This window comes from Actinokineospora enzanensis DSM 44649 (assembly GCF_000374445.1).
Classification (GTDB): Bacteria; Actinomycetota; Actinomycetes; order Mycobacteriales; family Pseudonocardiaceae; genus Actinokineospora; species Actinokineospora enzanensis.
The window spans coordinates 19,929-46,563 of sequence record NZ_KB894434.1 but is presented as its reverse complement, the minus strand read 5'-3'; the positions used below and the strand labels follow the sequence as shown (position 1 = coordinate 46,563).

At 70.9% G+C, this 26,635-nt stretch carries 25 protein-coding genes; 5 read left to right on the top strand and 20 right to left on the bottom strand.

Annotated features, from left to right (window positions below):
- Window positions 1-22: 22 nt before the first annotated feature.
- The 4 genes from ispH to C503_RS0129295 all read right to left on the bottom strand — a co-directional run bounded on the left by ispH (window position 23) and on the right by C503_RS0129295 (window position 5,352).
- The gene (gene ispH, locus C503_RS0129310; protein ID WP_018685791.1) at window positions 23-1,228 is read right to left on the bottom strand and encodes a 4-hydroxy-3-methylbut-2-enyl diphosphate reductase; all 1,206 of its coding nucleotides are present in this window, start codon (window positions 1,226-1,228) and stop codon (window positions 23-25) included.
- 20 nt (window positions 1,229-1,248) lie between these two features.
- Window positions 1,249-2,328 (bottom strand): family 2 encapsulin nanocompartment cargo protein polyprenyl transferase, encoded by a 1,080-nt coding sequence (locus C503_RS0129305; protein ID WP_018685790.1) that lies wholly within the window; start codon window positions 2,326-2,328, stop codon window positions 1,249-1,251.
- Between the two features lie 116 nt (window positions 2,329-2,444).
- Complete coding sequence (locus C503_RS0129300) at window positions 2,445-3,851, bottom strand: family 2B encapsulin nanocompartment shell protein (protein WP_018685789.1); 1,407 nt, start codon at window positions 3,849-3,851, stop codon at window positions 2,445-2,447.
- A gap of 70 nt (window positions 3,852-3,921) precedes the next feature.
- Window positions 3,922-5,352, bottom strand: coding sequence for a family 2B encapsulin nanocompartment shell protein (locus C503_RS0129295; protein WP_018685788.1), 1,431 nt, complete (start codon window positions 5,350-5,352; stop codon window positions 3,922-3,924).
- A gap of 387 nt (window positions 5,353-5,739) precedes the next feature.
- Between C503_RS0129295 and dprE2 the strand changes: the two genes are divergently transcribed.
- Complete coding sequence (gene dprE2, locus C503_RS0129290) at window positions 5,740-6,477, top strand: decaprenylphospho-beta-D-erythro-pentofuranosid-2-ulose 2-reductase (RefSeq protein WP_026316818.1); 738 nt, start codon at window positions 5,740-5,742, stop codon at window positions 6,475-6,477.
- 116 nt (window positions 6,478-6,593) lie between these two features.
- Here dprE2 and C503_RS41300 read toward each other — a convergent pair whose 3' ends face one another.
- From C503_RS41300 to C503_RS0129265, 5 genes are all read right to left on the bottom strand, one after another.
- Window positions 6,594-9,332 carry a helix-turn-helix transcriptional regulator gene (locus C503_RS41300; protein ID WP_018685786.1) on the bottom strand — a complete coding sequence of 913 codons (2,739 nt, stop codon included), beginning with the start codon at window positions 9,330-9,332 and terminating at the stop codon, window positions 6,594-6,596.
- 415 nt (window positions 9,333-9,747) lie between these two features.
- Window positions 9,748-10,149, bottom strand: a complete 402-nt coding sequence (locus tag C503_RS0129280; RefSeq protein WP_018685785.1) for a DcrB/PsbP domain-containing protein — start codon at window positions 10,147-10,149, stop codon at window positions 9,748-9,750.
- A complete protein-coding gene (locus C503_RS0129275) occupies window positions 10,142-10,516 on the bottom strand; it encodes a hypothetical protein (protein ID WP_245572611.1) in 375 nt (124 codons plus the stop codon). Before C503_RS0129275 ends, C503_RS0129280 begins: the two co-directional genes overlap by 8 nt.
- A gap of 87 nt (window positions 10,517-10,603) precedes the next feature.
- Window positions 10,604-11,350, bottom strand: a complete 747-nt coding sequence (locus C503_RS0129270; protein ID WP_018685783.1) for a thioesterase II family protein — start codon at window positions 11,348-11,350, stop codon at window positions 10,604-10,606.
- Between the two features lie 115 nt (window positions 11,351-11,465).
- Entirely contained in the window at window positions 11,466-12,800 is a 1,335-nt protein-coding gene (locus C503_RS0129265) for a fibronectin type III domain-containing protein (protein ID WP_033401176.1), read from the bottom strand.
- Window positions 12,801-13,067: 267 nt separating this feature from the next.
- Between C503_RS0129265 and C503_RS0129260 the strand changes: the two genes are divergently transcribed.
- The 4 genes from C503_RS0129260 (at window position 13,068) to C503_RS0129245 (ending at window position 17,779) form a co-directional block, all read left to right on the top strand.
- A complete protein-coding gene (locus C503_RS0129260; RefSeq protein WP_018685781.1) occupies window positions 13,068-14,348 on the top strand; it encodes a cytochrome P450 in 1,281 nt (426 codons plus the stop codon).
- A 136-nt stretch (window positions 14,349-14,484) separates the two neighbouring features.
- Window positions 14,485-15,066, top strand: a complete 582-nt coding sequence (locus C503_RS0129255; protein WP_018685780.1) for a copper resistance CopC family protein — start codon at window positions 14,485-14,487, stop codon at window positions 15,064-15,066.
- Window positions 15,067-15,197: 131 nt separating this feature from the next.
- On the top strand, window positions 15,198-16,883 hold the full coding sequence (locus C503_RS0129250; RefSeq protein WP_018685779.1) for a PstS family phosphate ABC transporter substrate-binding protein: 1,686 nt from the start codon (window positions 15,198-15,200) through the stop codon (window positions 16,881-16,883).
- A 251-nt stretch (window positions 16,884-17,134) separates the two neighbouring features.
- Window positions 17,135-17,779 (top strand): MOSC domain-containing protein, encoded by a 645-nt coding sequence (locus C503_RS0129245; protein WP_018685778.1) that lies wholly within the window; start codon window positions 17,135-17,137, stop codon window positions 17,777-17,779.
- A gap of 9 nt (window positions 17,780-17,788) precedes the next feature.
- Here the strand turns inward: C503_RS0129245 and C503_RS0129240 are convergent, their stop codons facing one another.
- The 11 genes from C503_RS0129240 to C503_RS0129190 all read right to left on the bottom strand — a co-directional run bounded on the left by C503_RS0129240 (window position 17,789) and on the right by C503_RS0129190 (window position 26,488).
- Window positions 17,789-17,968, bottom strand: a complete 180-nt coding sequence (locus C503_RS0129240; protein ID WP_018685777.1) for a hypothetical protein — start codon at window positions 17,966-17,968, stop codon at window positions 17,789-17,791.
- 114 nt (window positions 17,969-18,082) lie between these two features.
- Window positions 18,083-18,208 carry a hypothetical protein gene (locus C503_RS48645; protein WP_281170542.1) on the bottom strand — a complete coding sequence of 42 codons (126 nt, stop codon included), beginning with the start codon at window positions 18,206-18,208 and terminating at the stop codon, window positions 18,083-18,085.
- Window positions 18,209-18,215: 7 nt separating this feature from the next.
- Window positions 18,216-18,434 (bottom strand): hypothetical protein, encoded by a 219-nt coding sequence (locus tag C503_RS0129230; RefSeq protein ID WP_026316816.1) that lies wholly within the window; start codon window positions 18,432-18,434, stop codon window positions 18,216-18,218.
- A gap of 3 nt (window positions 18,435-18,437) precedes the next feature.
- Window positions 18,438-18,677, bottom strand: a complete 240-nt coding sequence (locus C503_RS0129225; RefSeq protein ID WP_018685774.1) for a hypothetical protein — start codon at window positions 18,675-18,677, stop codon at window positions 18,438-18,440.
- Window positions 18,678-18,988: 311 nt separating this feature from the next.
- Window positions 18,989-19,447, bottom strand: coding sequence for a carboxymuconolactone decarboxylase family protein (locus C503_RS0129220; protein ID WP_018685773.1), 459 nt, complete (start codon window positions 19,445-19,447; stop codon window positions 18,989-18,991).
- A 9-nt stretch (window positions 19,448-19,456) separates the two neighbouring features.
- Window positions 19,457-21,052: a class I adenylate-forming enzyme family protein gene (locus C503_RS0129215; protein WP_018685772.1), complete on the bottom strand. Its 1,596-nt coding sequence runs from the start codon at window positions 21,050-21,052 to the stop codon at window positions 19,457-19,459.
- Window positions 21,049-21,918, bottom strand: a complete 870-nt coding sequence (locus tag C503_RS0129210) for a class I SAM-dependent methyltransferase (protein ID WP_156893597.1) — start codon at window positions 21,916-21,918, stop codon at window positions 21,049-21,051. The genes C503_RS0129215 and C503_RS0129210 overlap by 4 nt, the downstream gene beginning before the upstream one ends.
- Window positions 21,911-23,221: a protoporphyrinogen/coproporphyrinogen oxidase gene (locus tag C503_RS0129205; RefSeq protein ID WP_018685770.1), complete on the bottom strand. Its 1,311-nt coding sequence runs from the start codon at window positions 23,219-23,221 to the stop codon at window positions 21,911-21,913. Before C503_RS0129205 ends, C503_RS0129210 begins: the two co-directional genes overlap by 8 nt.
- Complete coding sequence (locus C503_RS0129200; RefSeq protein ID WP_018685769.1) at window positions 23,218-24,177, bottom strand: UbiA family prenyltransferase; 960 nt, start codon at window positions 24,175-24,177, stop codon at window positions 23,218-23,220. Before C503_RS0129200 ends, C503_RS0129205 begins: the two co-directional genes overlap by 4 nt.
- Complete coding sequence (locus C503_RS0129195) at window positions 24,174-25,298, bottom strand: DegT/DnrJ/EryC1/StrS family aminotransferase (RefSeq protein ID WP_018685768.1); 1,125 nt, start codon at window positions 25,296-25,298, stop codon at window positions 24,174-24,176. Before C503_RS0129195 ends, C503_RS0129200 begins: the two co-directional genes overlap by 4 nt.
- A complete protein-coding gene (locus C503_RS0129190) occupies window positions 25,295-26,488 on the bottom strand; it encodes a DegT/DnrJ/EryC1/StrS family aminotransferase (RefSeq protein WP_018685767.1) in 1,194 nt (397 codons plus the stop codon). Before C503_RS0129190 ends, C503_RS0129195 begins: the two co-directional genes overlap by 4 nt.
- Between the last annotated feature and the right edge of the window lie 147 nt (window positions 26,489-26,635).

Here is a 26,635-nt window from a genome sequence, read left to right as displayed (position 1 = left end):
ACCGGACGAGCGTGCCGCTCGATCAACTTCCCCGGACCGCGCTCGGCAGTGTGAACTCGATCGTCTCGCGGGTCGTCTCGTGCTCCTCCACCGACACCGCCCCCAACCCGCCCAACGCGGCGACCACCTCATCCACCAACCGAGGTGGCGCGGACGCACCCGCCGTCAGCCCGACCGCACGAACCCCCATCAGCCACTGTGGACGGATCGAACCCACGTCCTCGATCAGATACGCCGGAGTCCCCTGCCGCGAAGCCAACTCCACCAGCCGCTGCGAGTTGGACGAGTTCGACGACCCCACCACCAACACCAGCTCGGTCCGATCGGCCACCCCCCGCAACGCGTTCTGCCGGTTCGTCGTCGCGTAGCAGATGTCATCCGAGCCGGGCCCGCGCAGAGCCGGAAACCGAGCGCGCAGCGCATCAATGATCGAAACGGTCTCGTCCACCGCCAGCGTCGTCTGGGTCAGATAGGACACCCGCGTCGGATCAGGCACAGCGACCGCCGAGACATCCGCCACCGACTGCACCAACCGCATATCCGGAACCTCACCCAGGGTCCCGTCCACTTCCTCGTGCCCCGCGTGCCCGATCAGGATCACCGTGTCCCCCCGCGCGGCGAACCGCCGGGCCTCCGCGTGCACCTTCGTCACCAACGGACACGTCGCGTCGATCACCCGCAACGACCGGGCATCGGCGTCCGAACGGACAGCGGGCGACACCCCATGCGCCGAGAAGACCACAGTGGACGAAGGCGGCACCTCGGCCAGCTCGTCCACGAACACCGCCCCGCGCGACTCCAGATCGGCCACCACGTGCGTGTTGTGCACGATCTGCTTGCGCACGTATACCCGTGGCTCCCTCACCAACTCCCGCTCCACAACCTGCACCGCCCGCTCCACGCCCGCGCAGAACGAACGCGGCGCGGCCAGGACGACCGTGCGCGGGCCACCCGCCGCGAGCCAGGCGCCCACAGTGGACTTGGCGGCCAAGCGAGCCTCCGTGTCGGCGACCCGGACCGAGACCGCCAGCGCCACCCCGCCGAACGTGGTCCACGTCGTCTCGGTGTCCACACCGGACAGCACGACGTCCACCGGGCCGCGCGCGGTCGGGATCCCCTGCCTGCGCAGCTCGCCATCGACCAGTGCGGCGGCTGGGCAGGCGAGCGGCGCACCGGGCAGGCCGCGCAGTTCGTCGGCGACGAGCACGGTGCCCGGCGGCGGGGTCATGGCGGTCTCCTCGGGAGTGGTCAATGGTCGCGGCGGACGGCGAGGTCGGCCAGCGCGGTCAGCTCGGCGGCGGCGCGGGGGACGGGGTGCGCGGCCAGCAGGTGCGCGCGGGCCTCGGTGAGGAGCTCGTCGGCGCGGGCGCGGGTCCAGGCGCGGCCGCCCGCGTGGTCGATCAGGTCGGCGGCGTGCACCAGGTCGGCCGCCGACAGGGTGTCGCGCCGGTAGAGCCCACGCAGCTCGTGCGCGGCGGGGGTGTCGGTGGCCATGGCGGCGACCACGGGCAGCGACTTCTTGCGGTTCTCCAGGTCGGAGTAGACCGGCTTGCCGGTGCTCACCGGGTCGCCCCAGATGCCCAGCAGGTCGTCGGTGAGCTGGAAGGCGAGGCCGAGGCGTTCGCCGAACGAACGCAGGTGGTCGACGCGGACCGGGGTGGCGCCGCCGTAATGGGCGCCGAGCGCGGTGGCGCAGCCGAGCAGCGCGCCGGTCTTGCCCTCCGCCATCCGCACGCACTCGGCCAGGCCGACCTCCGCGCGCCGCTCGAAGGCCAGATCGGCGGCCTGCCCGTCCTGCACCGCCAGCACCGCCGCGGACAGCACCCTGGCGACGACCCGGTTGTCCGGCAGGCCGCCGCCCGCGGCCAGCACGTCGAAGGCCAGGGTGAGCAGGGCGTCGCCCGCCAGGATCGCCGGGCCGAGGCCGAACACGCTCCACGCGGTCGGCCGGTGCCTGCGGGTGTGGTCGCCGTCCATCACGTCGTCGTGCAGCAGCGTGAAGTTGTGCACCAGCTCGACCGCCACCGCCGCGGGCAGCGCGTCGGCCGGTGCGGCGCCGACCGCCTCCGCGGCGAGCAGCGCGAGCGCCGGGCGGATCGCCTTGCCCGCGTCGGCCTGGACCGGCGCGCCGTGCTCGTCCCACCAGCCGAAGTGGTAGCCGGCCAGGTGCCGCATCGAGTCCGGCAGGGTGTCCACCGCCGCGCGCAGCGCCGGGTCGACCAGGACACGGGCCTGCGCCAGCACCTCGCGCGCGGAGCGGTGCTCGACCTCGGGCTCCGGGGCCTCGCGGGCGTCGGGCAGGTGGATGGAACGGCGATCGACGGACATGCCGGACCTCGTTTTCGCTGGAGTGGGCGGGCGAACGGCCCAGGACGGCGGGCGGGGACGGGGCGCGGACGGGCTCGCCACCACCGCGAGCCGCGCGCGGTGGTGGCGAGCCGGTCTCACAGTCCGATCTGGACATCCTCCAGCACGCCGAGCGCGTCCGGGACCAGCACCGCGGCGCTGTAGTAGGTGCTGACCAGGTAGGCCATCACGGCCTTGGCGTTGATCCCGGTGAACCGCACGGACAGGCCCGGCTCGTACTCGTCCGGGATGCCGGTCTGGTGCAGGCCGATCACGCCCTGGTCCGCCTCGCCGGTGCGCAGCACCAGGATGGAGGTGACATTGGTGTCGCTGATCGGGATCTTGTCGCAGGGCAGCAGCGGCACCCCGCGCCAGGAGTGCACGGTCCGGCCTGCGACCTCGGTGGTGGCCGGGTAGAGGCCGCGCTTGGTGCACTCGCGGCCGAACGCGGCGATCGCGCGCGGGTGGGCCAGGAAGAAGTTCGACCGGCGCCTGCGGGAGAGCAGCTCGTCGAGGTCGTCCGGGGTGGGCGCGCCGTCGCGGGTGTGGATGCGCTGGCGCAGGTCGGCTTGGTGCAGCAGGCCGAAGTCGCGGTTGTTGATCAGCTCGTGCTCCTGGCGCTCGCGCAGCGCCTGGATGGTGAGCCGGAGCTGCTGCTCGACCTGGTTCATCGGCTCGTTGTAGAGGTCCGCGACCCGGGTGTGGATCTTGAGCATGGTCTGCGCGACGCTCAGCTCGTACTCGCGCGGGGCCTGGTCGTAGTCGACGAACGTGCCGGGCAGCTCGTGCTCGCCCGCGTGCCCGGAGGCCAGCGCGATCTCGGCCTCGCCGTGCTTGTTGGTGGCCGCCTCGGGCTGCGCGCGCAGCCGCTCCACGTGCTGCCGCAGCGGTGGCGAGCTCTCCTGCAGGGACAGGAACTCACCGCGGGAGAGCACCATGACCGTGCACGCGGTGTTGGCGCGCGCGGTGAACTGCCAGGTGGCGCCGGACTCCAGCAGGGCGCGGTCGCCGAAGTACTCGCCGTCGGCGAGCACGGACAGCGTCGCCTCGTCGCCGAAGTGGCCCTCGGTGTGCGTGGTGACCCGGCCGTGCGCGATCAGGAACACCGCGTCGGCCTGCGCGCCCGCCCGCACGATCTCCTGGCCCGCGGTGAACTCGCGCTGCTGGAAGCGGCGGGCCAGCTCGGCCAGCGTGGCCTGGTCGTCCAGGTCGCGCAGCACGGCCAGCTCGCGCAGCTCCTGCGGCACGATGTCGATGTCGGCGCCGGTGTTGGTGAAGGTCACCCGGCCGTCGCCGAGGGTGTAGCTCATCCTGCGGTTCACCCGGTAGACCGCGCCCTTGGCCTCCACCCACGGCAGCATGCGCAGCAGCCAGCGCGGGCTGATCTCCTGCATCTGCGGGACGGACTTGGTGGTGGTGGCCAGGTTGCGGGCGGCCCTGGTGTCGAGGCTCTGCTGGGACTGCTGGGACGCTTGCCCGGCCGCGGAGTCGAGTACGTCGGTCACGCCTGATACCGCCAATCGTGTTCGTCAGGGAGGGGCACCCGCGCGCCCGGGGCGCGCGGGTGCCGTGGGGTCACAGGCCGATCTGGACGTTGTCGAGCACCGCGAGCGCGTCCGGGACCAGGATCGCGGCCGAGTAGTAGGCGCTGACGAGGTAGGAGGTGACCGCCTTCTCGTTGATGCCCATGAACCGGACGGACAGACCCGGCTCGTACTCGTCCGGGATGCCGGTCTGGTGCAGGCCGATGACGCCCTGGTTCGCCTCGCCGGTGCGCAGCAGCAGGATCGAGGTGGTGCGGGTGTCGCTGATCGGGATCTTGTTGCAGGGCAGCACCGGGATGCCGCGCCAGCTGGGCACGTGGTGGCCGTTGATGTCGACGGAGGTCGGGTAGATGCCGCGCTTGCTGCACTCGCGGCCGAACGCGGCGATGGCCTTGGGGTGGGCGAGGATGACCGACGGGTCCTTCCACACCTTGGCCAGCAGCTCGTCCAGGTCGTCCGGGGTGGGGGCGCCGCCCCGGGTGTGGATGCGCTGCCGCGGGTCGGCGTTGTGCAGCAGGCCGAACTCGCGGTTGTTGATCAGCTCGTGCTCCTGGCGCTCGCGCAGCGCCTCGATGGTCAGCCGCAGCTGCTGCTCGACCTGGTCCATCGGCTGGTTGTAGAGGTCGGCCACCCGGGTGTGCACCTTGAGCACGGTCTGCGCGACGCTCAGCTCGTACTCGCGCGGGGAGACCTCGTAGTCGACGAAGGTCTCCGGCAGGTCGACCTCGCCGGTGTGGCCCGCGGCCAGGTTGATCGGCACCTCGCCGTCGCCCTGGGTGTGCGCGCCGCTGGCCACGTACTCCTCGACGTGTGCGCGCAGCGTGGGGACGCGGTCGAGCAGGTTCTGGAAGTCGGACCGGCGCAGGGACAGCACCGTGACCGCGGTGGCGGCGCGGGCGGTGAAGTCCCAGATCCGCTCCTCCAACAGGCCCCACTGGTCGAAGTACTCGCCGTCGGCCACCACGCCGACCACGGTCTCGTCGCCGTACTGGCCCGCGGCCCGCTGCTCGACCCGGCCGTGCGCGATCACCAGGAAGCGGTCTTCGGCGTGGCCCCACTCGACGATGGTGTCGCCCGCGTTGTAGTTCTGCTGCTGGAACAGTTCGGCGAGGGCGCTGAGCGCCTCCTCGTCGTCGAAGTCGCGCAGGAAGGCCAGCTCGCGCAGGTCGCCGGAGACGACCCGGGCCTGCGCGTTCTCGCGGTCGACGGTGATCCGCCCGTCGCCGACCACGTAGTCGATGGCGATCCGGCCGTCGCCGACCACGTAACTGCGCCGCTGGTTGACCCGGTAGGTGCCGCCACCCACATGGGTCCACGGCAGTACCCGCAGCAGCCAGCGGGAGGTGATCTCCTGCATCTGCGGCACGGACTTGGTCGTGGTGGCCAGGTTCCGCGCCGCCGCGGTCGTCAGGCTCTGCTGCGACGACGCCTCGCCGTCGACGGGGCGCAGGGTCTCGGTCACGGTGCTACCGCCAATCGGTTCAGGACGGACTCGGTAAGGACTGGGTAAGGACTCGGAGGAATAGGGCAGGCAGACAGCGACGAAGCGCGGGATTAGTCGGTAAAGAACCGCATCCCGTAAAGTGTCTCGTTTTCACATTGCCGCCTGGTCCGAGACCCCGTTGCCGCTCCGCCTTGTCGACGGCGTCGAAGTTATACCCGGAATTCGTGACAGTACAGTCCCCGAATCGGTTAGTGATAACCCCGGGGGATTCGCCTGAAACGGTGATTGGATAGACCGGCTGTAGTCGCCGGATGGATCTTTCACTCGATCATGTGGCAGATTGGGCCGAATGTGACCGAGGGGCACATCGATCCCACCCACGGTGAGCACGGCACACTGCTCCGCATGAGTGGAACCCTGGTCGTCCTGGGCGGCCGTAGCGAGATCGGCCTGGAGCTGGCCCGCGCCCTCGCCCGAACCCGCACGGTCGTGCTCGCCGCACGCCGCTGCGGCGATCTCGACCAGGAGGCGGCGGCGCTCCGGGACTCGGGCGCAGGCGAGGTCGTCCGGGTCGAGTTCGACGCTGATGACCTTGACGGTCATGAAGAGGTCTTGACCGGGATCGCCCGGGACCACGGCCCGATCGGCACGGTGGTGCTCGCGTTCGGCGTCCTCGGGGACCAGGGCCTGGCGGAGAAGGACCCGTCGCACGCGGTGCAGATCGTCCACACCGATTATGTCGCCCAGGTCAGCGTGCTCACGCACGTCGCGAACCTGTTGCGGCGCCAGGGAAGCGGGGAGATCGTCGTGTTCTCCTCGGTCGCCGGGGTCCGGGTGCGGCGGGCGAACTACGTGTACGGGTCGGCCAAAGCCGGGTTGGATGGATTCGCATCAGGACTCGCGGATGCACTCGCGGACAGCGGCGTGCGGTTGTTGCTGGTGCGGCCCGGGTTCGTGATCGGGCGGATGACCTCGGGCATGACGCCCGCGCCGTTCTCCAGCACGCCGGAGCAGGTGGCCGTGGCCACCGCACGGGCATTGGCACGGGGGCGGGGCGAGGTGTGGGTTCCCGGGGTGTTGCGGGCGGTGTTCTTCGGGATGAGGTTGCTGCCTAGGGCCGTTTGGCGGCGGTTGCCGAGGTAGTTCGGCCTCGCCTGGGTGAGCGAACGTGGGAAATCACTCGGATAGAGGTACTTCGCTTACCCCCCACGGGATACGCCGACCGGACAAACCGGCTCTGTGTGCACAGTCCGAGAGGGTCAGTGGTCGTTAGTGGAAGTCAGCAGATGCCGGGGCAGGTCGATAGGGAGATCCGTCCGGCGGCTGACATTCAGCTTCCGGTAGATCCGGGTCAAATGCTGTTCCACCGTGCTGACGGTGATGTACAGCTTCCCGCCGATCTCCCGATTCGTGTGTCCCAACGCGGCCAGCACGGCCACCCGCCGCTCCGCCTCGCTCAACATGCTCATCCCCCCGACCCTTCCCTGCTCCGGCACCTCGGGCTCCCGTCCCGGGTCCAGCTCCCGGGTCAACGGCTCGGCATGGCAGGCCTTCGCCATCTGGATGGCCCGCCGGGCAACGGTCCGCGCGGTCTCCTCGTCCCCTACCGCGTGATGAGCCGCGCTCAGATCCCGCAAGGAACGCGCCAGCTCATACCGGTCCCCCGCGACATGCAACAGCTCCACAGCTTCCTGCAACATCCCCACTCGCCGGTCACTGGCCGAAACCGCGGCCATCACCCGCAGACTCGACCCACGCGTCCGAGCCACATCGGCCCCGGGCCGTGACAACTGCGCGGTGATCAACCCCCGAGCCAGCTCCCGATTCCCCAACCGCAACTGCGCCAGCGCGGCACCGGCACGCCAGGCGGCAAGACCGGGAAGATCCAGGTTCCACGCGGACATCAGTTCCCCACAACGTTGGAAGTCCGCGAGCGCCGCGTGGAGTCGGTCGGTGGCCAGGTAGTGGTTCGCCCGCGCGTTCAGATACAGCAATCCGAACTGCGTGTCGGCCATCGCGTCCGGAACAGGCGTGCGCACCAAAGCCGCCGCGCGGTCATACGCGCCCATGGCGGTCGCGGCGATGAGGGCAGTGGACAGTGGGAGTCCGATCGCGACTCCCCAGCCCGAAGGTGTGAGTTGGTCGAAGGCGGCGGTCGCGTGGTCGAGAGCGCCCGGCAGATCACCCTGGCGTAGCGCGATCTCGGCGCGGAGGGCGCCGAAGAGGGCTATCCAGGTGCGAGCAGCACAGGCACCCGACTCGACGAAGAGGGTCTCGGCCCAGTGGGCGGCTCGGTCTATCCGGTCGGTGTGGATCAGGGCGGTGAGAGCGGAGAGTTGTGCTCCCAGCGGTTGTTCACCCAGCTCGCAGTTGCGCAACACATGTTCGGCCGCAGAGGCGATCTCGCTGTGCGGGCCGCCGGTGCGGAGGAGGTGGAGCATGGCCGATGCACGGCTCCACGGGTCGGATGAATCCAGGCGTGAAGTGCCGCGTGGGGTGTGGCCGCCTACGGGGTATAGGAAGCTGAGCCACTGGGCGACCAGGTTGAACTGTCCGGAACTTGCGGGCGCGATCCGGTGAAGCGTGGTGGCCAGTTCGTCGGTGTGCCCGTACCAGAGCAGGAACTTGGCCAGGTGCGCGATGTTCTGCGGAGAGAGGCGATCGGCGGCGAGGGCTTCGCGCAGTGCCGGTAAGTGGCGCACGGCCGCAGATGGATTGCGACGCCATTCGACGCGGAGAAGTTGGGTGGTGAGGTCTGCGCGTTCGGTCTCGTCTGTGCTGAGTAGGGCGGCGAGCGAGAGGTGCTGGATCGCACTGTCCAGCCGGTCCGTGGATAAGTCCTCTTGGGCTGCGTGGTGGAGCGATTCCACTGCCCAGGGTTCGCCCGCGAGCTCGCGCGTATCGGCGGCGATCAGGTGATGGGTGATCTCGTGTGTGGGTGCGCCGTCTCGGTTGAGTAGACGGGCGGCGCGGGTGTGCAGTGTGGAGCGGTCGGCGGGGGTGATGCTGTCCAGGACCGCGAGCCGTGAGACCGCGTGGCGGAAGCGGGCGGTCTTCAGTAGACCGGCGTGTTCCAAGACCTCGATCGCTTGTGTGGCGGCCTCGTGGGGCACTTCGATCAGGTCACTCACCAGGGCAGTGGAGGCCATGCGGTCGAGCAGGGCGAGGCCACCCGCGACCCGGGCGACGGTGGGGTCCCAGCGGTGCAGGCAGGCGAGTACGGCGTGGCCGAACTCGTGGCCCACGACGGGATCCACCACGGCGCAGGCGCGCGCGGCGGCGCGGTAGTCCTCGATCAGGGCGTTGGCCAGCAGCGGGCTGCCGCCGCTCAGGGCGTGATAGGCCGAGGCAAGCGTTTGCGCCACGTCCGAGTCCAGGCGGTCCGCGAGCAGGGCGGCGATACCCGCCCGGGTGAGCGGGGCGAGCCGGAGGTGGGTGGTGCCGGGTTGGCCGGTGATCTCGGCACGGAAGGCGGACGGGGTCGCGCGGGGCAGCGTGCACTCGGTGAAGACCATCAGCAGCCGGGCGAGGCGCATGCGCCTGCGCAGGTAGAGCAGCGCCTGATGGGACTGGGGGTCGGCGAACTGGACGTCGTCGACGCCGATCACCACCGGGCTGGTGCGCGAGACCTCCAGCAGTACCGCACACACGCCGTCGAGGACGCGGGCGCCGTCCGGGCCGAGTGAGCGCGGGTCGTCGGCCGTGGTCGCGGCGAGGGCTGCCAGCGGGTGCAGCGCGTCGGCGGACGCGGCCCCGGGCAGGCACTGGCACAGCTGCCGGAGCACGCCGAACGGGACGGTCCGTTCGGCCGGGGAGCCGGTGGCGGTGAGCGGGGTCGCGCCCACGGCGGCGGCCCGGTCGGCGAACGCGTGCAGCAGGGCCGTCTTGCCCGCCGCGACGCCGCCGCCGATCAGAGCGACCTGGCCGCGGCCACGGCCGCACGCGTCCAGCAGTCCGCCGAGCGCGGCCAGTTCCTCGTGCCGCTCGACCAGCGTCATCCGTCTCGCCTTCCCCTGTGGACCTCGGCATCCCGACAGTCACACAGCCGCACAGCCGGGCCATCGAACACGCGGTGTGACCGGTGGGCGGCCTCGTTCCCCGACCCAGCGGTGAATCTAACCGGTGCGCCCACGATTGTGGAGGATTTGCCAAGTGGTGAGCGGGATGACGGACGGAGTTGATTCCGACTCACGTCCCTGATGGACCGTTCGGCCGAACATCCTGCGGCACAAGCCGCAGCGGACCCAGCTCGGCGACTTGTCGGTGATTCACCAAAAGCAGCCTCAAGAGCGTCTTAAGTGGACCCGGTTTAGGGGTTCGCTGGGGTTGTGCGACATCGGGGCAGGGGCAGCGCTCCGGAACGGACAAGACACGGACAGCGATCGTCCATCGACTGTCCACTACCGAATGTGATCACCCTCGGGCGGTGCGGCGAATCCACAGCAGGCCGAGCACCGGCAGCACGAGCGGCACGAAGCCGTAGCCCTGCCCGAAGACCGACCACACCGTGGCGTCCGGGAAAGCGGCAGGCGCCACCAGGCTGGCGGTGCCCACGGCGAGCACACCCACCAGCTCGACCGTGCACGAGATGACCGCCAAGCGCCGCGAAGTCCGGCTCCCCCGGGCAAGGCACACCGTCGCCACCACGTACACGACCGCGGCCAGCGCGGACAGCAGGTACGCCAACGGCGCGCGATCGAAATGGGTGGCCAGCTGCACCCCGGACCGCGCGCACGCGGCCAACGCGAAGACCGCGTAGACGGCGATCAGCAGCCTGCCCGGACCGGACCGGGTCGTGGTGGCGAGGTCAGCCACGGGGCACCGCCGTCCAGATCTGGTTCAGCCGCACGATCATCACCGGCACCACCAGCGCGCCGATGACCAGCACCGCCGTCCCCCACCGGGTCCGTTCGGCGAACGACCAGAACACCGCGACCGGCAGGATCAGCAGCGCGCCGAGCAGGTAGCCGCCGAACGACAGCCCGGACACGTCCCGGTCGGTGCTCGCCAGCTGCACGAACCCGATCACGGCCTGCCCCAGCAGACCCAGTTCCACCAGCACGAGCAGGCCCAGGTACGCGTACCCGTCCGGGCGGCCCGGCAGCGGCGGTCGGTCGAGGATCACCAGCACCAGCGCCCAGCAGGCCGCGCCAACGGCGACCCAGGTCAGCGTGCTGGACAAGGCGTGGATCATGGCGCCCCCGGCGGTCGGCGTGCGGTCGCCGGTGAGCCTCGCACGACGCCGTCCGACCGCCCGGACGGGGTGTGCTCAGTGGTCGCCGTCGATGTGCTTCTCGATCCGCGCCAGCACCGCGGGCACGTGCTGGGTCAGGTAGAAGTGCCCACCCGGGTAGAGCTCCAGGTCGAACCCGCCGCTGGTGTGCTCGGCCCACTTGCGGGTCTCGGCCTCGGTGGCCTTGGGGTCGCGGTCGCCCAGCAGCGCCAGGATAGGCGCGCGCACCGTCGCCCCGTCCGTGCGCCGGTACAGCTCGGCGGCCCGGTAGTCGTTGCGGATCGCGGGCAGCACGAGGCGCAGGATCTCGTCGTCGTCGAGCAGCCCGGACTCGGTGCCCTCCAGCGAGTGGATCTCGGCCAGCAGGCCGTCGTCGTCGAGCAGGTGGGTCTGCTCGTCACGCAGCGCGGACGGGGCACGGCGGCCGGACACGACCACTCCGGCCACGTCCGTGCCGCGCTCCTGCAACCGCAGGGCCAGCTCGAACGCGACGGAAGCGCCCATGCTGTGCCCGAACAGGGTCAACGGCTTGTCCAGGTACGGCCGGACCGCCTCGGCGAGCTGGTCGGCCAGCCCGGCCACGGTCGGCACGCACGGCTCCAGCCTGCGGTCCTGCCTGCCCGGGTACTGCGCGGCCACCACGTCCACGCGTGGCGCCAGTGCCTTGGACACCGGGAAGAAGTAGCTGGCCGAGCCGCCCGCGTGCGGCAGGCACAGCAGCCGGGCGGGGGCCTCCGGCGCCGGGGTGAAGCGGCGCAGCCAGAGGTCGCTGTCGGTGGTCATCTCGTGGGTCCTCCCGTGGTCTCCCTCCCCATGATCGTGCCACGGGCCCGGCCGGGAGCACCAACTGTCCACTGAGGACCGACCGGCCCGGGGTGGCCCCGGGCCGGTCAGCGGGTCACGCCCAGGGCGCGACGCGGATCTCGGCGCGGTTGCCGCGGCCCGCCAGCAGGCTGTTGACCAGCGACGTGTAGCGGCCGCAGCCGGTCAGGTCCGGCACCGTGAAGGTCCCCGTGAGGCTGCCGCCCACGGTCGGGTCGAACGCGGCACCCGAGGTCAGCGGGATGTCCACCGGCTTGCTGGTGCGGCAACCCGGGGTGTCGATCACGCGGCCGAACACGGTGATCCGGGGCACGGACACGGTCTGGTGCGTGGTCGCGGTGAACACGCCGCCGGTCAGCGCGCCGGTCGTGGGCGCGGCCTCGGTGAACTCCAGGTGCGCGGCGCCATTACGGCCACGCACGTCGGTCGGGGCGAGCGCGAGTTTCGAGGTGTGCGTGGCGGTGGCCAGGTCGAGATGGGTGTCCAGCTCGCCCTTCAACGCCACCGAGCTGCCGTTGATCCGGGCGGAGCCCGCGGTGTCGTAGTAGAAGTCGGCCTGGGTGGCCGCGGTACGGATGTGCAGCGGGTTGCTCCGCCTGCCGCCGCCGAACTGGATGCCCCTGACCCGCACCCAGTAGATCGTGTCCGGTTGTAGACCGGTGACGGTGGTGCTCAGCTTGTCCTGGCCCACCAGGACCTGGTTGGACACGTCCTCCAGCAGCACCTCGTAACCACTGGCCGGGCCCATCAGACCGGTGGACCGGTTCCAGGCCAGGCCGAGGCTGTCCGTGCCCAGCGAGGTGACCCGCAGGTCGGTCGGGGCGGGCAGGATCTCCGCGATGATCTGCTCGGTGCGGATCTCCATCCACCGGGTCAGCGGCTGCTCGGCGCGCACGCAGTCCGCGGTGAGCTGCCGCGGCCGGGTCGGCACGCCGTCGGCGCGGCGCGGGCGCAGGGTCACGTGCGTGTTGGCGATGTCGACGTAGTTCGTGCCGCCGCGGTAGGCGAAGTAGCCGGTGCCGGTGTAGCCGACCACGTTGGCGACGATGTCCTGACCCGCGATGACGGGCGTGCGGGCCAGGTCGAGGGTGATCGAGTCACGCGTGCTGAAGGTGCCGCTGATCTCCAGGTCGACGGTCACCGTGCCTTCCACGGACGCGGCGCCGAGAGCGGCGATGCCCGCGCTGGGGATGGTGGCGGTACCGGTGACCCGGCGTGCCTCGGGCGCCGGGCTGAGGTAGGCGGGGTTCTCGATGTCGGAGGTCAGGTCCAGCCGCAGCGAGCCGACCGGGGACGAACCGCACTGGCGGTCGGCGGTGGCGGCCATCGGCTGGGCACCGGCGGTCGCCGTGGACAGGGTGGTGATGGTGATGGCGGCCAACGCCGCCGCGACGATTCTCCTGGAGCGCACAGGGTGGTCCATTCACTTGGGGAATCCGGGTGCCGGAATCGTAGGAGCCGTCGATGTTTCCCGGCAATGAAACTACTCCGAAAGCAGGCCGACATTTCCACCATCGAATATGTGGCAGGCAGATAATCGCGCACGGCCGAAACGGACCGGTGAACCGGATGTCTGTGAGTTCGGTCTCCCGGCAGGCAACGGGCTGAGAGTGCGCTGAGAGCCGCCCGACGGCTTCGGTAGGGTCGGCGCCGAACGAGCGTCTCGGGGGAGGTCGCGATGGGTCTCATTCGGACCGTCGGCGGGACCGTCGGGTCCTGGCTGGCGCGCACCCGCCTGGCCCGGTTCCTGCTGCGCAGGTTCGGTACCCGGGCGCTGTCGCTGCTGCCCGAGTCGGTGCTGGTGCCGCTGCGTCGCGACGGGCTGGACCCGGTGCCCGAACTTACCCGCATCCGGGAGACCGCGCCGGTCAGCAAGCTGCCGGTGCCGTTCGGCGTGAACCTCTGGCTGGTCACCGGTTACACGGAGAGCAAGCAGGTGCTGGCCGACACCGCCTCGTTCAGCAACGACTACCGGCACCTCGGCGCGCTGGTCGGCGCCGAGGAGGTGAGCCCAGGTGGTCTCGGTTTCGCCGACCCGCCGGACCACACCCGGCTGCGCAAGCTGCTCACCCCCGAGTTCACCATGCGCAGGCTGGCCCGGCTGGCCCCGCGCATCGACGAGATCGTCACCGGCTGCCTGGACCGGATGGCCGCCGCCGATGGCCCGGTCGACCTGGTGGAGCACTTCGCGCTGCCGATCCCCTCGCTCACCATCTGCGAGCTGCTCGGCGTCCCCTACACCGACCGCGAGGACTTCCAGCGGCTCGCGGTGGCCCGCTTCGACCTGTTCGGCGGCGCGGGCGCGTCCCTCGGCGCGATCTCGGAGTCGCTGACCTACCTGCGCGGCGTGGTCGAGCAGCAGCGCAAGAACCCGGGCGACGGGCTGCTCGGCATGATCATCCGCGAGCACGGCGACGAGATCGACGACCTGGAGCTGGCAGGCCTGGCCGACGGCATCCTGACCGGCGGCTTCGAGACCACCGCCAGCATGCTCGCGCTCGGCGCGCTCATCCTGCTGCGGGACGAGCGCTCGGCCACCCTGGTGCGCGACGACGACGCCGCGATCGGCCCGTTCGTCGAGGAGCTGCTGCGCTACCTGACCGTGGTCCAGATGGCCTTCCCGCGCTTCGCCCGACACGACCTGGAGGTCGCGGGCGTCCGGATCGGCGCGGGCGACCTGGTGGTCTGCTCGCTCAGCGCGGCCGACCGGGACCCGGTGCTCGGCGCGGACATCGACCGGTTCGACCCGGTGCGCCCGCCCACCCAGCACATGGCGTTCGGGTACGGCGCGCACCGCTGCATCGGCGCGGAACTGGCCAGAATGGAGCTGCGCGCCGCCTACCCGGCGCTGGTCCGTCGTTTCCCGGGGCTGCGCCTGGCGGTGCCGGAGCAGTCGCTGGAATACCGCCAGACCTCGATCGTCTACGGCGTCGAGCGGATTCCGGTCCACCCCGGCTGACGCTATTCGCCCTGGTTACCTCACGGCATCCCCATGCCGCTCGGTTACGCTGCCCGTCCGTGGGCACACAGCGCGGTTTGTCCCGACCGCGCCATGCCCCGCGTCCCCAGCGTTGCCGAGAAAGGTCCCCCCTGCGATGTCCCTCCGCCGTCTCGCCGCCACCCTGCTCGTGGCGGGCGCCGCCGTGCTGGGCACGGCCCTGCCCGCGTACGCCCACTCGGAGCTGAAGTCCAGCACCCCCGCCGAGGGCGCCACGCTCGCCGAGCTGCCCAAGGTGATCACGCTGACGTTCAGCGAGGACGTCACCACCAAGCCGGAGGACTTCGCGGTCACCGGCGCGGGCGGCGAGCGCTGGCAGCTGGGCGCCCCGAAGGTGGAGGGCGCCGTGGTGACCATCCCGGTCCAGCCGGTCGGCCCGGCAGGCCCCTACCACCTGGAGTACCGGGTGGTCGCGGGCGACGGCGACATCACCGGCGGCGTCGTCAACTTCACCATGTCGGTCGCGGGCGCGGCCGCCCCGACCACCACAACCGAGGCCCCGGCCCCCACCTCCCAGGCCACCCAGGGCGACAACGCCCCGGCCCAGCAGCCCACCGCGGACGCCCAGCAGTCGAAGGGCGTGCCATCGTGGGTGTGGATCGTGGGCATCCTGGTGGTCGTGGTCATCGTGGTGGTCCTGGTGCTGATGCGCGGACGGCGGAGCGGCCGTAAGTCGTAACGGCGGCTACGTTCGGAACCGGTTCGGCCACGGATAGCTGAACCGGCTATGAACGACTGTCCGAAATCCGCCCGCGGGGCATCCTGACACTCATAATCTGGCGGCCTGAGCAGACTGCTGGAGGGGTGCGCGTGACCGCGATTCGGGATGCTCTGCGGGCGATCCTGGACTTCCTCGGCGCCGGGAACCTGGTGCTGGGCATCGTGCTGCTGATCGCGACCCCGTTCGTGGACCGCTTCCTGATCCGCCGCAAACGGATCAGCTACCGGGTGCACTACAACTCCAAGATCGGCCTCGGCCCGGAGAAGCTCCTCGACGACGACCCGGCCCGGCGCCTCGGCCAGCTGAGCTCGGTCAGCCGCCTGCTGGACCGGATGAGCATCGTGGTCATCCGCATCCGCAACACCGGCGGCTACGACATCGCCCCCGACGACTTCGACAAGCCGCTGACCTTCACCTTCGGCAAACGCGTCGTCTGGAACGCGCGCATCTCCGAGGCGGGTTCGGACGAGATCCGGGAGAAGCTCCGGTCCGGTCTCCGCTTCTTCCGCCACGAGGACGCGACGGAACAACCGGAAGACCGCGACAACCTGGGCGTCGTCCGGGAGAAGCTCTCCCAGCGCATGATCCGCTGGATCGGCGGCCAGCCCCCGGCCGCCAGGGAACCGGAGGCCGAACCCCGCTGGCACGGCGTCCGGCTTGAGTCACTGGCGCTGCGCCGCAACCAGAAGTTCAAGCTGGTGGTGGTGCTGGAGGAACCGGCGGACAACCCGACGGGCGAGACCAGCAAGGAGATCGTCGCCACGGGGAAGCTGGGCGACAACGGGATCATCAAGGACGAGAAGAGCCAGCGGCGCTTCACCCTGACCCGACTGACGGGCGCGCTCGCGTTGACGCTGACCACGTTCCTGGTCATCGGCCTGGTCTTCGCCTCCCCGCCAACGGATTCGTCGGTCGCCTGCGCGTCCGGGACGTTGGATCTCAAGGGCTCCAGCGTGTTCATGCCGACGATGCGCTCCATCGCGGACGACTACATGGCGGCCTGCTCGGGGGCCCGGATCATTCCGGTGCCGACCGGGAGCATCGACGGGGTTCGGGCCGTGGCCGCGCTGCCCGGGGACAAGGCGGAGTCATTGGCAGCCCTGTCGGACGGACGGCAGGGCGGCGACGCGAACGGATTGCACGCGGAGCAATTGGCGATCGTGGTCTACCACGTGGTGGTCAATTCCTCGGTGGGGGTGGACTCGATCTCCACGGACGCCCTGCAGAAAATCTACGACGGCCGCTACCAGGACTGGCAACAGATTCGCGGCGGGGACTCACTGCCGATCCGGATCGTGGGGCGGGGACAGGAGTCCGGAACCCGGGAGCTGTTCGAGAAACGGGTGCTGGGGACCGGGGAGGACGGGCTCTCGTCCAACGAGTGCCTGACCAAGGATCGGAACCCTGCTGCGCGGACCATTCGGTGCGAGCGGGACTCCAACTCCGAGGTCGTGGCCAAGATCAGCAGCATCCCGGGGGCCATCGGGTACGCGGACGCGCCCTCGGTGACCGAGGCCCGGAAGAGCAACGCGCTGAACGCGGTGAGCTTGAACGGCAAGACGTTCGACACCGGGGGCGGGGTGGCGTCGGACTATCCGTTTTGGACGGTCGAGTACCTGTACACGAAGGGGGAGGCGGGGAAGGACGGGTTGCTGGGCTCGTTCGTCACGTACCTGCACACCAACCCCAAGGCGTTGCTGCACTTGAAGGACGCGGGGTACCTGCCCTGCATCACGCCGGACCGCGCCCCACTGGAACTCTGCAACAACCGCTAGAAGCCGGCGTGCGGGGCGGCAGGCGAATACGCTATGTTGTCGCTCTCCGTGACACTCTGGAAAGCGTGGTAACCGTCGTGGCTCCTCGCCGTGGCATGACGCCTGGCCCATGGGCCCACCGCACCGCGCGCGCCGAAGCCCGACGACGAACCGGCTGAGCGGCACCCCGTCCACCACCCGGGCCGACCGGCCCGGCACCGGGAAGCCGCACGCCGTCTTCGGATCCGACCACACCACGGCAAAGGCGCGCTGTGCAACTCCTGTCAGTCAACATCGCCACCGTCCGCACCGACGCGTGGGCAGGCCGCGTGGGCCGCACCGGAATCGACAAACGCCCCGTCACGGGCCCCGTCCAGGCGACCGAAGCCGGTCTCGCCGGGGACACCATCTGCGACACCAAGCACCACGGCGGCGTGGACCGGGCGGCCTACGCCTACGCCGAGGAGGACCAGCGCTGGTGGTCGACCGAGCTGGGCCGCCCGGTCTCCCCCGGCTCCTTCGGCGAAAACCTGACCACCTCGGGACTCGACATCACCGGCGCCCGCATCGGCGAACACTGGGCGATCGGCACCGCCGTCTTCGAGGTCCGCGGACCACGCACCCCGTGCCGGGTGTTCGCGGGCTTCTGGGACGTTCCCGACCTCATCCACCGCTTCCTGGCCCGCGGCTGGCCTGGCGCCTACCTCCGCGTACTACAAGCGGGCGAGGTCACCGCGGGCGACCCGATCACCGTCATCCACCGCCCCGACCACGACATCGACCTCGGCACCGCCCTGCGCGCCCTCACCACCACACCCGACCTCCTGGCCCGCCTGCGACCGGTGGTCGACCTCCTCCCCGAGGACGCCGGGCGCAAGGTCCGCAAACGCCTGTCCCGCCTTACCGCCGGGGTATGACAACCGGCTTCACAAGGGCACCGCCGTCGACCACAGCCGCCGATACGCCTCGACGGCCTGCCGCAGATGAGCCGGATCCATGAGCAGATCCCCATGGCTGTTGTCGTTGGGTGCGATGACGTACCCGAGACCAGCACAGCGGTCCGCGCCCGCTCCCTCCGCGTCGAGCACGCCATACCACTGCTGCACTTGCTTTGAGCACCAACACGGATGGCCCCTTCGCCGCACACCACAGCGAAGGGGCCATCCGTGCATTTCGGTGTACCGAGCGCAATCCGGGCAGAGCGTTCAGCGCTCATCGCGTCAGTTCGCCGTCATGCCCTCGCCCGAGCAGGCCGCACCGCTCAGATCCCGGTGCTTCTTGATCTCGTCGCCCGAGTTCGCTGCCGCCCGCTGTCCGCAGATCGGGCACATGCCACCACCAGCCATCGTGTCCTCACCCCCTTTGCTTGGTCACGATCTTCTCCTCCTCGTTGTGGTTGTCACCCCCGGGAGGCGAGGTGTTGGTGATCATGAGGTCGATGACCACGCCGTCAGTGCAGGTGACTCGTTGAACCCGGCCCTTGTTGCCGAGATCCACCGTCTTCACCGACTCCACCCCGGGGTGCCTCCCCACCAGCTCGGCCACCAGCTCGCGCACGCGCTCGTTTCGCACAGGTCACCACCCGTTCGCGGGGATGCGGTACTCACCAGCGGGAGCGATCCCCGGTCCGGTCACCTGCATGACCTGAATCGCGGACCGCGCACCGTTGGCGTGCTCCACGGTCACCAGCACGTGGTTGTACGGCTCGCTCTCCGACCCCGGCCCCTTGCTCACGTCCGCGACCGACACGAACTCGTCATGATCGAGAGCGGTCAACTCTCGAACGAGGTGGTCGGTCAGCTCTTTGATCTTCACGCCGAGATTCTCCCACAAGCCGTTTTGGCGAGAAATAGGCACGCCCGCATCAGTGACGCGTAGTGATCCAACCAGTTCTATTTAATGGATTGGCACATATGTGCCCGCGGCTCGTTTTCCGATCCATTCTCCAATCCTGTTGCCCGAATAGCCATCGGCGAGGCCCGCAGCACGGCGACCCCGTAGCGGCCCCCAGATGCCGCGCAGGCCGGTCGCCGAGGTGCCGAGGTGGCCGAGGTGGTCTCGCGGCACCAGCCGAACACCACGGTGGAACCGTTGCCCCGAAAAACAAGGGCGTAGTACGCGAGGAGTCAGGCATCCAGCGATGGTGGAGCGGTTCGGGAGGTCACCGAGAGGCGGTTGAACGAGTTGATGATCGTGATCGCCCACACCAGCTGCGTCAACTCTTCCGCCGAGAACTCCTCGGCAGCCCTCTCATAAATCTCATCCGGCACCCGACTCTCCGCCAGCAACGTCATGGCCTCGGTGAGCTCCAACGCCGCCTCCTCCCGCTCGGAGAAGAACCCGCTCTCCTCCCAGACGGCCAGAGCGTGCACGCGACGAATCGGTTCCCCCAGGGCAGCCAGCTCTCCGGTATGCATATCGACACAGAACGCGCAGCCGTTCAGCTGTGAAGCACGGGTCCGCACCAACCCCAACAGCACCGGCGAGAGCCCAGCCGCCTGGGCCTCCTTGTCCGCCGCCACATGCAACCCGATGAGCCGCTTGTACAGCTCCGGCGCCGCCCCGGTGAACGCGATCCGTTCCACGCGATGCTCCTAAGTCCAACGACCAGTTCCGAACGTATCCTGCCCGGTATGGATCAACGCGCGTAGCGCCATCCGGCGTACCTTCCCCGTCCCGGTCCGGGGAATCTGGTCCCACGCCAGCACCACCGGATCCGACAGCGCGGGCAGATCCCCCAACGCCCGCCGCCAGGACGCCGGGTCCAGTTGCCCTGTTTCGGTCACCACCACCGGAACCGGCAACCGACCAGGAGTCCCCAGCACCACGCACTCCACGATCTGCGGGACCCGGTCCTCCAGGACATCCTCCAGCTCCACACAACTCTGCCCCGGCAACAGATCCAGCTCCCGGTCGAGCATGTGGAACGCCCCGGACCGCGTGCGCATCCCGATGTCGCCGGTGTTCCACCAGCCGTCCGTCAGCTTCGACTCCCAGCGGTCCTCCTCACCCAGGTAGTCCAGCGCGAGTGTCCCCGTACGAGCCAGGACCAGGCCGGGCGTGCCGTGCGGGACCGGGTCGAAAGTCTTGGGGTCCACCACCTTCAGCCTGGTCCGCCCCGGCGCGGGACGACCCAGGTTGCGGGTCGTGGGGTGGCGTTTCTCGCGGGCGGCAAGCGCGCGCCGGGTCAGGAAGCGGAACGTCAGCGGGCCCGTCTCGGTCTGGCCCCAGACCTGGACCCACAGCGGACGCCTGCGGGTGGCGCCCAGGAAGTCGCGGACCATCGGGGGGTGGATGGCGTCGAAGGTGCTCACGAAGAGGCGGACGTTGCGGAACGGGTGGTCCGGGCGGCGGAGGAACGGCCGCCAGCGGACGAAGGTGGACGGGAGAGCTTCCACGGTGGTCGGGGGGAAGGCCTGGAGCGTGGGCTCGGCCTGGGCCGGATCAGCCGAGTCGATGATCACGATCTCCTGGGGGCCGAGCCACAGGGCGCTCGCGGTCCACGGGATGGCGCGGCCGTGGGCGTAGGCGATGGCCGAGCAGACCGTGTCGTGTCTGCGGCAGGAGACGATCGGGAGCCGTGTCGACTCGGCGCCTGCCAGGCCGTGCATCAGGGTGTTGGTGGTGTGGACGACCAGTTTGGGGACGCCGGTGGTGCCCGAGGTGTGGTTGATGACCAGTGGCTCGTCATCGTCCCGGAAGACCGGCGGCGGGGGTTCGTGGCCGTGCAGGCGTTCCAGCGGGATGGTGTTGGGGAACCGGCCGTCCAACGTCAGTGCGTGGCGGACCACGCCGATCAGGTCGACGCCACGGGACTGGGCGGTCTCCAGCACCGCGCGGGTGGTGATCAGGAGAGTGGGCTTGAGGCGTTCCAGCATGAGGCGGAGCGCCTTGGGGGCCACCTGGTCCGACAGCAGCGCCGGGACCGCGCCGATCCGGGCGGCGGCGCAGGCCAGCAGCACGTAGTCCCAGTGGTTCGACTTGACCACCGCCACCCGATCGCCGGGGTCGACGCCCGCCGCGTAGAGCCAGCCCGCGAGGTTGCGGACGAGGGCGGCGACGGCCGGGACGTCGTAGGTGGTGCCGAAGGCGGGGGCGACGTCCAGTGGGCGGGACAGGCGGATGACCGTGGGGGTGCGACGCTCGGCCAGCTCGTCGAACAACGTGCCCAGGTCGTGCGGCTTGCTCATCGGGTCTCCCCCGGTCTGCGGCCGGTGACGGTGACCATCACCTGGGACAGCCAGCGGTGCCGGGGGTCGGCCAGGTCCGCCATCGCGTGGTCGAGCTGGGCGGCGGTGACCTCCCCGGCCGCGAGCATCGCCGGGCGCAGGTGCTCCAGCCACAGGGCGAACCAGCGGCCCTGGTCGGTGCCGCCGGTGACGACCTCGGCCCGGCCATCGGCACGCACGTCGGCCAGGCCCGCCTCGGTGGCCAGGTCGATATCGAGCAGGCCGCAGCGGGGGTGGTAGCCTGCACCGGTCATCACCGCGTAGGCGGCGCGCTTGACGTCCGGGTGCAGTACGCCCGCGGCCGTGCTGAACAGCGAGGCGGTGTCCGTGTCCTCCAGCACCAGGTGGCCGCCGGGGCGCAGCGCGGCGCACATCCGGCGGACGGCCGCCGCGCGGTCGCCCAGGTGCTGGACCACGAGCCGGGCGTGGACCACGTCGTAGCCGGTCTCCGACAGGTCGTCCGCGCCGATGTCGCCGCGCACCACCGAGACGTCCCGGTCCCGCAGCCATTCCAGCCGTGAGGTGTCCAAGTCCAGCGCGGTGACCGACGCGCCCTGCTCGACCAGCCACGCCGCGATCGAGCCACGGCCCGCGCCCACCTCCAGGCATCGGGTGCCGGGGCCGATCCCGAGCGCGGTGAGGCGGTCGATCGTGCCCGGGTCCCACAGCCGCTCGCCGAGAGCGAGCCGTTCGGCCTCGCGTTCGAAGTCGGTGCCGAAGACGTACCGGGCGCGGGACACCTCGACCATGCCGTGCATGGCGGCCCGGCCCGCGGTGTTGGCCAGCAGCACGGCCCACGGTAGTTCGGTATCGATCGCCTCAGCCACGCGCACCCGCCGGTATCTCCGAAGTGGACAGTCGCGCGGCCACCAGCTCGGCCGAGCGGATGGCGGCCTCGCTGCAGGGGCGCAGCGTGTACCAGTCGCCCGCGTACTCGACCGCCGATGGCGCGCGCTTCACGAACTCCGCGCGCGCGGCGAGCGCCCAGGCCGTCGGCATCGGCAGCCCGTGCCGGAACCGCACGACCACGGTCCCGCGCAACGCGTGCGCCAGCCCCGGCAGGTACTGCTCGGCGTGCGCGATCAGCGTCCGCGAGATCTCGTCGTCGCTCTCGTCCAGCAGATCGGTCACGACCTCCTGGCCCGCCACGAGGGTCGCCAGCCCCAGCCCGTCCGGCACCCGCCCGACGTGCTTGCGCTCGTCGCACACGATCCCGGCGAGCACCGGGTTCTCCACGGCGGGCACGGCCAGCCCGAACGCCGGGCCGAAGCCGTCCAGCGGCCGGTCGAGCTGGCAGATCACCTTGAGCATGGGCCGGAACTCGCAGCGGTGCACGAACTCCGGCGCCGCCGGGTGCAGGCAGGCGGCGACGGGCGCGGGCACCGCGAGCACGACCGTGCGCGCGGTGAGCGGTGTGTGGTCGACGACCAGCCGGGCGCCGGAGCCGGTGGTGACGACCTCGCGGATCGGCACCCCGGTGCTCACCTCACCCTGGGCCGCCAGCGCGCGGGCCACGGTGTCCATGCCGTCGCGGTAGGTGCGGAAAGTCTTGGTGGCGCCGACCGCGAGCATGTGGCTCAACAACGGCCCGGCGCTCGCCCGCTCGGTGTCCCAGCCGTAGAAGCCACCGGTCAACGGCTGGAACAGGTAGTCGTGCAGGTCCCCGTGCACCACCTCGGCCACGGTCCGCGACCCCTGCGGTGTCGACTCCGGACTGTCCGGGTCGTACGCACGTCGACGGATCGCCGTGCCCCCCAACAACTTGGCCAACTCCAGCCGCGCCCCGGCCGACAGCCCCGCCCCTACGAGCAACCCGCGCGGATCGCCCACGTGCTGGTGCGCGCGCCCCTCCCGCCAGACCGCCAGACCCGCGCCGATGAGCGGGATCTCCTCGTCGGACAGGCCCAGGTCGCGGATCAGCCGCCAGGTGGCCGGGTAGCCGGAGCTGCCGATCATCTCGGCGCCGGTGTCCATCAGGTAGCCGTCCCGGCGCAGGCTGGTCATCCGGCCACCGATGTGGTCGGCGGCCTCGAACACGTGCACCGACCGCCCCTGCGCGCGCAGCCGGTGCGCGGCCGCGAGGCCCGCGATCCCGGCCCCCACCACGGCGACGTCGAGATCGGCGCTCACGCCCCGGCCTCCACCGCGAGGACCACGTCGACCACGACCAGCGTGACGGTGGTCAGCCGGTGCGCCAGCAGACCCAGCTTGCGGGCGGCCAGCAGGTCGCCCAGCCCGACCCCGCGCCGCAGCTGCGCGACCCGCACGCCGAGCGCGGGCAGCATGGCCAGGGCGAACCACCACGGCGCGGGCCCGAGCCCGGCGGAGGTGACCACCAGCGCGATCTCGGTCACGGTCAGTGCCGCGATGAACGCCCGGTTGCCCTGCTCGGTCAGCAGCACCGCCAATGTCGGCCGACCGACGGCCGCGTCCCCGGCGGCGTCGCGGGTGTTGGAGTAGACCCCGAACAACAGCGGGCCGAGTCCGAACAGGACACCCTGCACAGCGGCGAACCCGCCGACCGCGCCGGTGGTCAGGCCCAGCCCGACGAACACCAGGCCGACGCCGAAGCCCGCCAGGAACACCTCCTGCCAGCCGTGGTAGCTGATCCGCAGCCCCCACGAGTACTGCACGGCGGAGAACAGGCAGGCGGCCGCGAGCAGGATCGTCCACAGTGGAGCGAACGGGGCGATCAGCACGGTCAGCGCCCAGAGCAGCGCGCCGGACATGGCCGCCAGGTAGCCGAACCGGACCGCCTCGGACTCGGTCAGCTCTCCGGTCAGCAGCGGCTTGCGGGCCAGCCTGCGCGCGGGCGCGTCCGGACCGTAGTTGGCCGCGTCGCTGCCGTCCCGGTAGCCGGTGACGTCGTCGAAGGCGACCGCGCCGGAGACCACGCACACCGTGCCCAGCCCGAACACCATCAGCACGCCGAACGCGCCGGGACCGAACCCGGCCAGCGCCCAGGCCAGTGGGAAGGCCAGGTAGTAGTCCCAGACGTCCAGCTTGGCGAGGCGGATGTAGGCGCCCAGCCGCGCGCGGGCGCGGGTGGCCGCGGCGGAGTCGGCCGGGGAGAGCGGCATGGTCATCGTGGTTCTCCGGGGAAGGCGCACACCGTGTCGGCGATGTGCTCGACCTCGGCGTCGGTGAGATGCGGGTAGATCGGCAGCGCGAGCGTGCGCGCGCTCGCCAGCTCCGCGTGCGGCCAGTACTGGCCGGGCCGGGCGTAGCGGGCGAAGGCGGGCTGCGCGGGCAGCGGTGCCGGGTAGTAGACGTGGCTGCCCACGCCGTGCGTGGCCAGATGCCGCTTGAGGTCGTCGCGGCGGTCGGCGAGCAGCGAGTAGACGTAGAAGCAGCGGCCGTCCCGGCCCGCGGGCGGCGGCTGGATGCCGCGCCCGGCCAGCGGGGTGAACCGCTCGGTGTAGTAGTCGGCGATCCGGGCCCGGCGCTCCAGCCGGGCGGCCAGGCCGGGCAGCCGGTGCAGCTGGTAGTCGGCGGTGATCTCGTCGAACCGGCTGTTGTGGCCGACCAGGTGGTGCACGAACCGGGCGCGCCCGTCCTGGCCGTGGTTGCGCAGCATCCGCACCGCGCGGGCGATCTCCGGGTCGTCGGTGACCACGGCGCCGCCCTCGCCGATCGTGCCGAACGTCTTGACCTGCACGAACGAGTACACGCCCGCCTCGCCCCAGCGGCCTGCGGGCACCCCTTCCAGCACCCCGCCCTGGGCCACCGCGGAGTCCTCGACCAGCCGGACGCCGTGGTGCCCGGACAGGTCGCGCAGGGTCGGCATGTCGGCCATCACCGAGAACATGTGCGCGGGCATGATCGCCGCGGTGCGCGCGGTGATCGCCTCGGCCACCTCGTACGGCTCGACCACCATCGTCCACGGGTGCACGTCGGCGAACACCGGCGTGGCGCCCACCGAGACCACCGAGGAGGCCAGCGGCGCGCAGCCGAACGCGGGCACCACGACCTCGTCGCCCGGCCCGATGTCCATGGACCGCAGCACCAGGGTGAGCGCGGTGGTGCCGCTGCCGCAGGCGATCACGTCCGCGGCGCCGACCTGCGCGGCCAGCGCCCGCTCGAACGCGGCGGTGCGCTCGCCCAGGATGAACCGCTGCTCCGCCGCGGTGCCGACGCGGCGGACGATGTCCAGAATGGTCTGTCGGTCGTCGTCGAACAGGTCTGGTGGGAAGAACGGCAGCGTCACGAGCCGCTCCCGCCGTAGAACGCGCGGATCACCGAGCACACGCGGTCGACCTGGGCCTCGGTGAGGTCCGGGTAGAGCGGCAGCGCCAGCGTTCGGGTGCACGCGGCCTCGGCGACCGAGAAGTCGCCGCGTCGGTGGCCGAGATGGCTGAAGCAGGGTTGCAGGTGCAGCGGAACCGGGTAGTAGGTCTCGGTGCCGATGCCGTGCGCGGCCAGGTACGTGGCCAGTGCGTCGCGGTGGTCGACCTCCACGACGTAGACGTAGAACACCGGCGTGGTGTCCACGTCCCGCTCGACGATCGTGGGCAGCCTGCGCACGCCGGGGCAGCCGCGCAGCCGCTCGGTGTAGGCGGCGGCGAGGGTGGCCCGGCGGGCGATGTCGGCGTCCAGACCGTCCAGCTTGGCCAGCAGGATCGCCGCCTGGATGTCGTCCATCTTGCTGTTCACGCCCGCGATCGCGGTCTCGGTGTTGATTCCAGGGAAGTGGTCGAGGGTATGCCCGAACCGGCCGTGGTGGCGCAGCGCGGCGGCGGTCTCGGCGATCCGCTCGTCGTCGGTGACCACCGCGCCCGCGTCGCCCAGCGCGCCCAGGGTCTTGGTGGGGAAGAACGACAGCACGCCGCCCGCGCCGGACAGCCCGGCGTGCAGGCCGTCCCAGCGCATGCCGATGGCCTCGGCGCTGTCCTCCACCACGGTCAACGCGTGCCGCTGCGCGAACCCGGTGACCGCGGACATGTCCGCGAGCTGGCAGAACAGGTGCACCGGCATGACCATCCTGGTGGCCGCGGTGACCTCGGCGGTGGCCGGATCCAGCGCGTACGTCACCGGGTCGACATCGGCGAACACCGGGCGACCGCCCGCCAGCACCACCGCGGAGGCGGTGGCGATGAAGCTGAACGCGGGCACCACCACCTCGTCGCCCGGCTCCAGCCCGGCCGCGCGCAGCAGCAGCACCAGCGCGTCGGTGCCGGAGTTGACGCCCACCACGTGCGCGGCGCCCAGGTAGTCGGCCAGGGCCTGCTCGAACCGGGCCACCAGCGGGCCGTGCGAGTATTTACCCCGGTCGACGACGGCGCCGATGTTGGCCGCGATCGCGGGCCAGCGCGCGGTGAACCCCGCCGCCTGGGTGAAGAACGGCACCGCCGGTCCGGGCGGGGCCGCGGGGTCCGCGACTGCCGCGGCGTGCTCCATGTTTCCCCAGCTTCCTGTTCGGCCTCGATACCGGGTGCGGGCCCCGGCTCCGGGCGCGGTCCAAACTAGGCGGTCGGCATCCGTTGCGTGGCAACGCAAACGAAAGATCACACGTACGTGTGGCCCTGCCGGGTCCGCGTTGACACG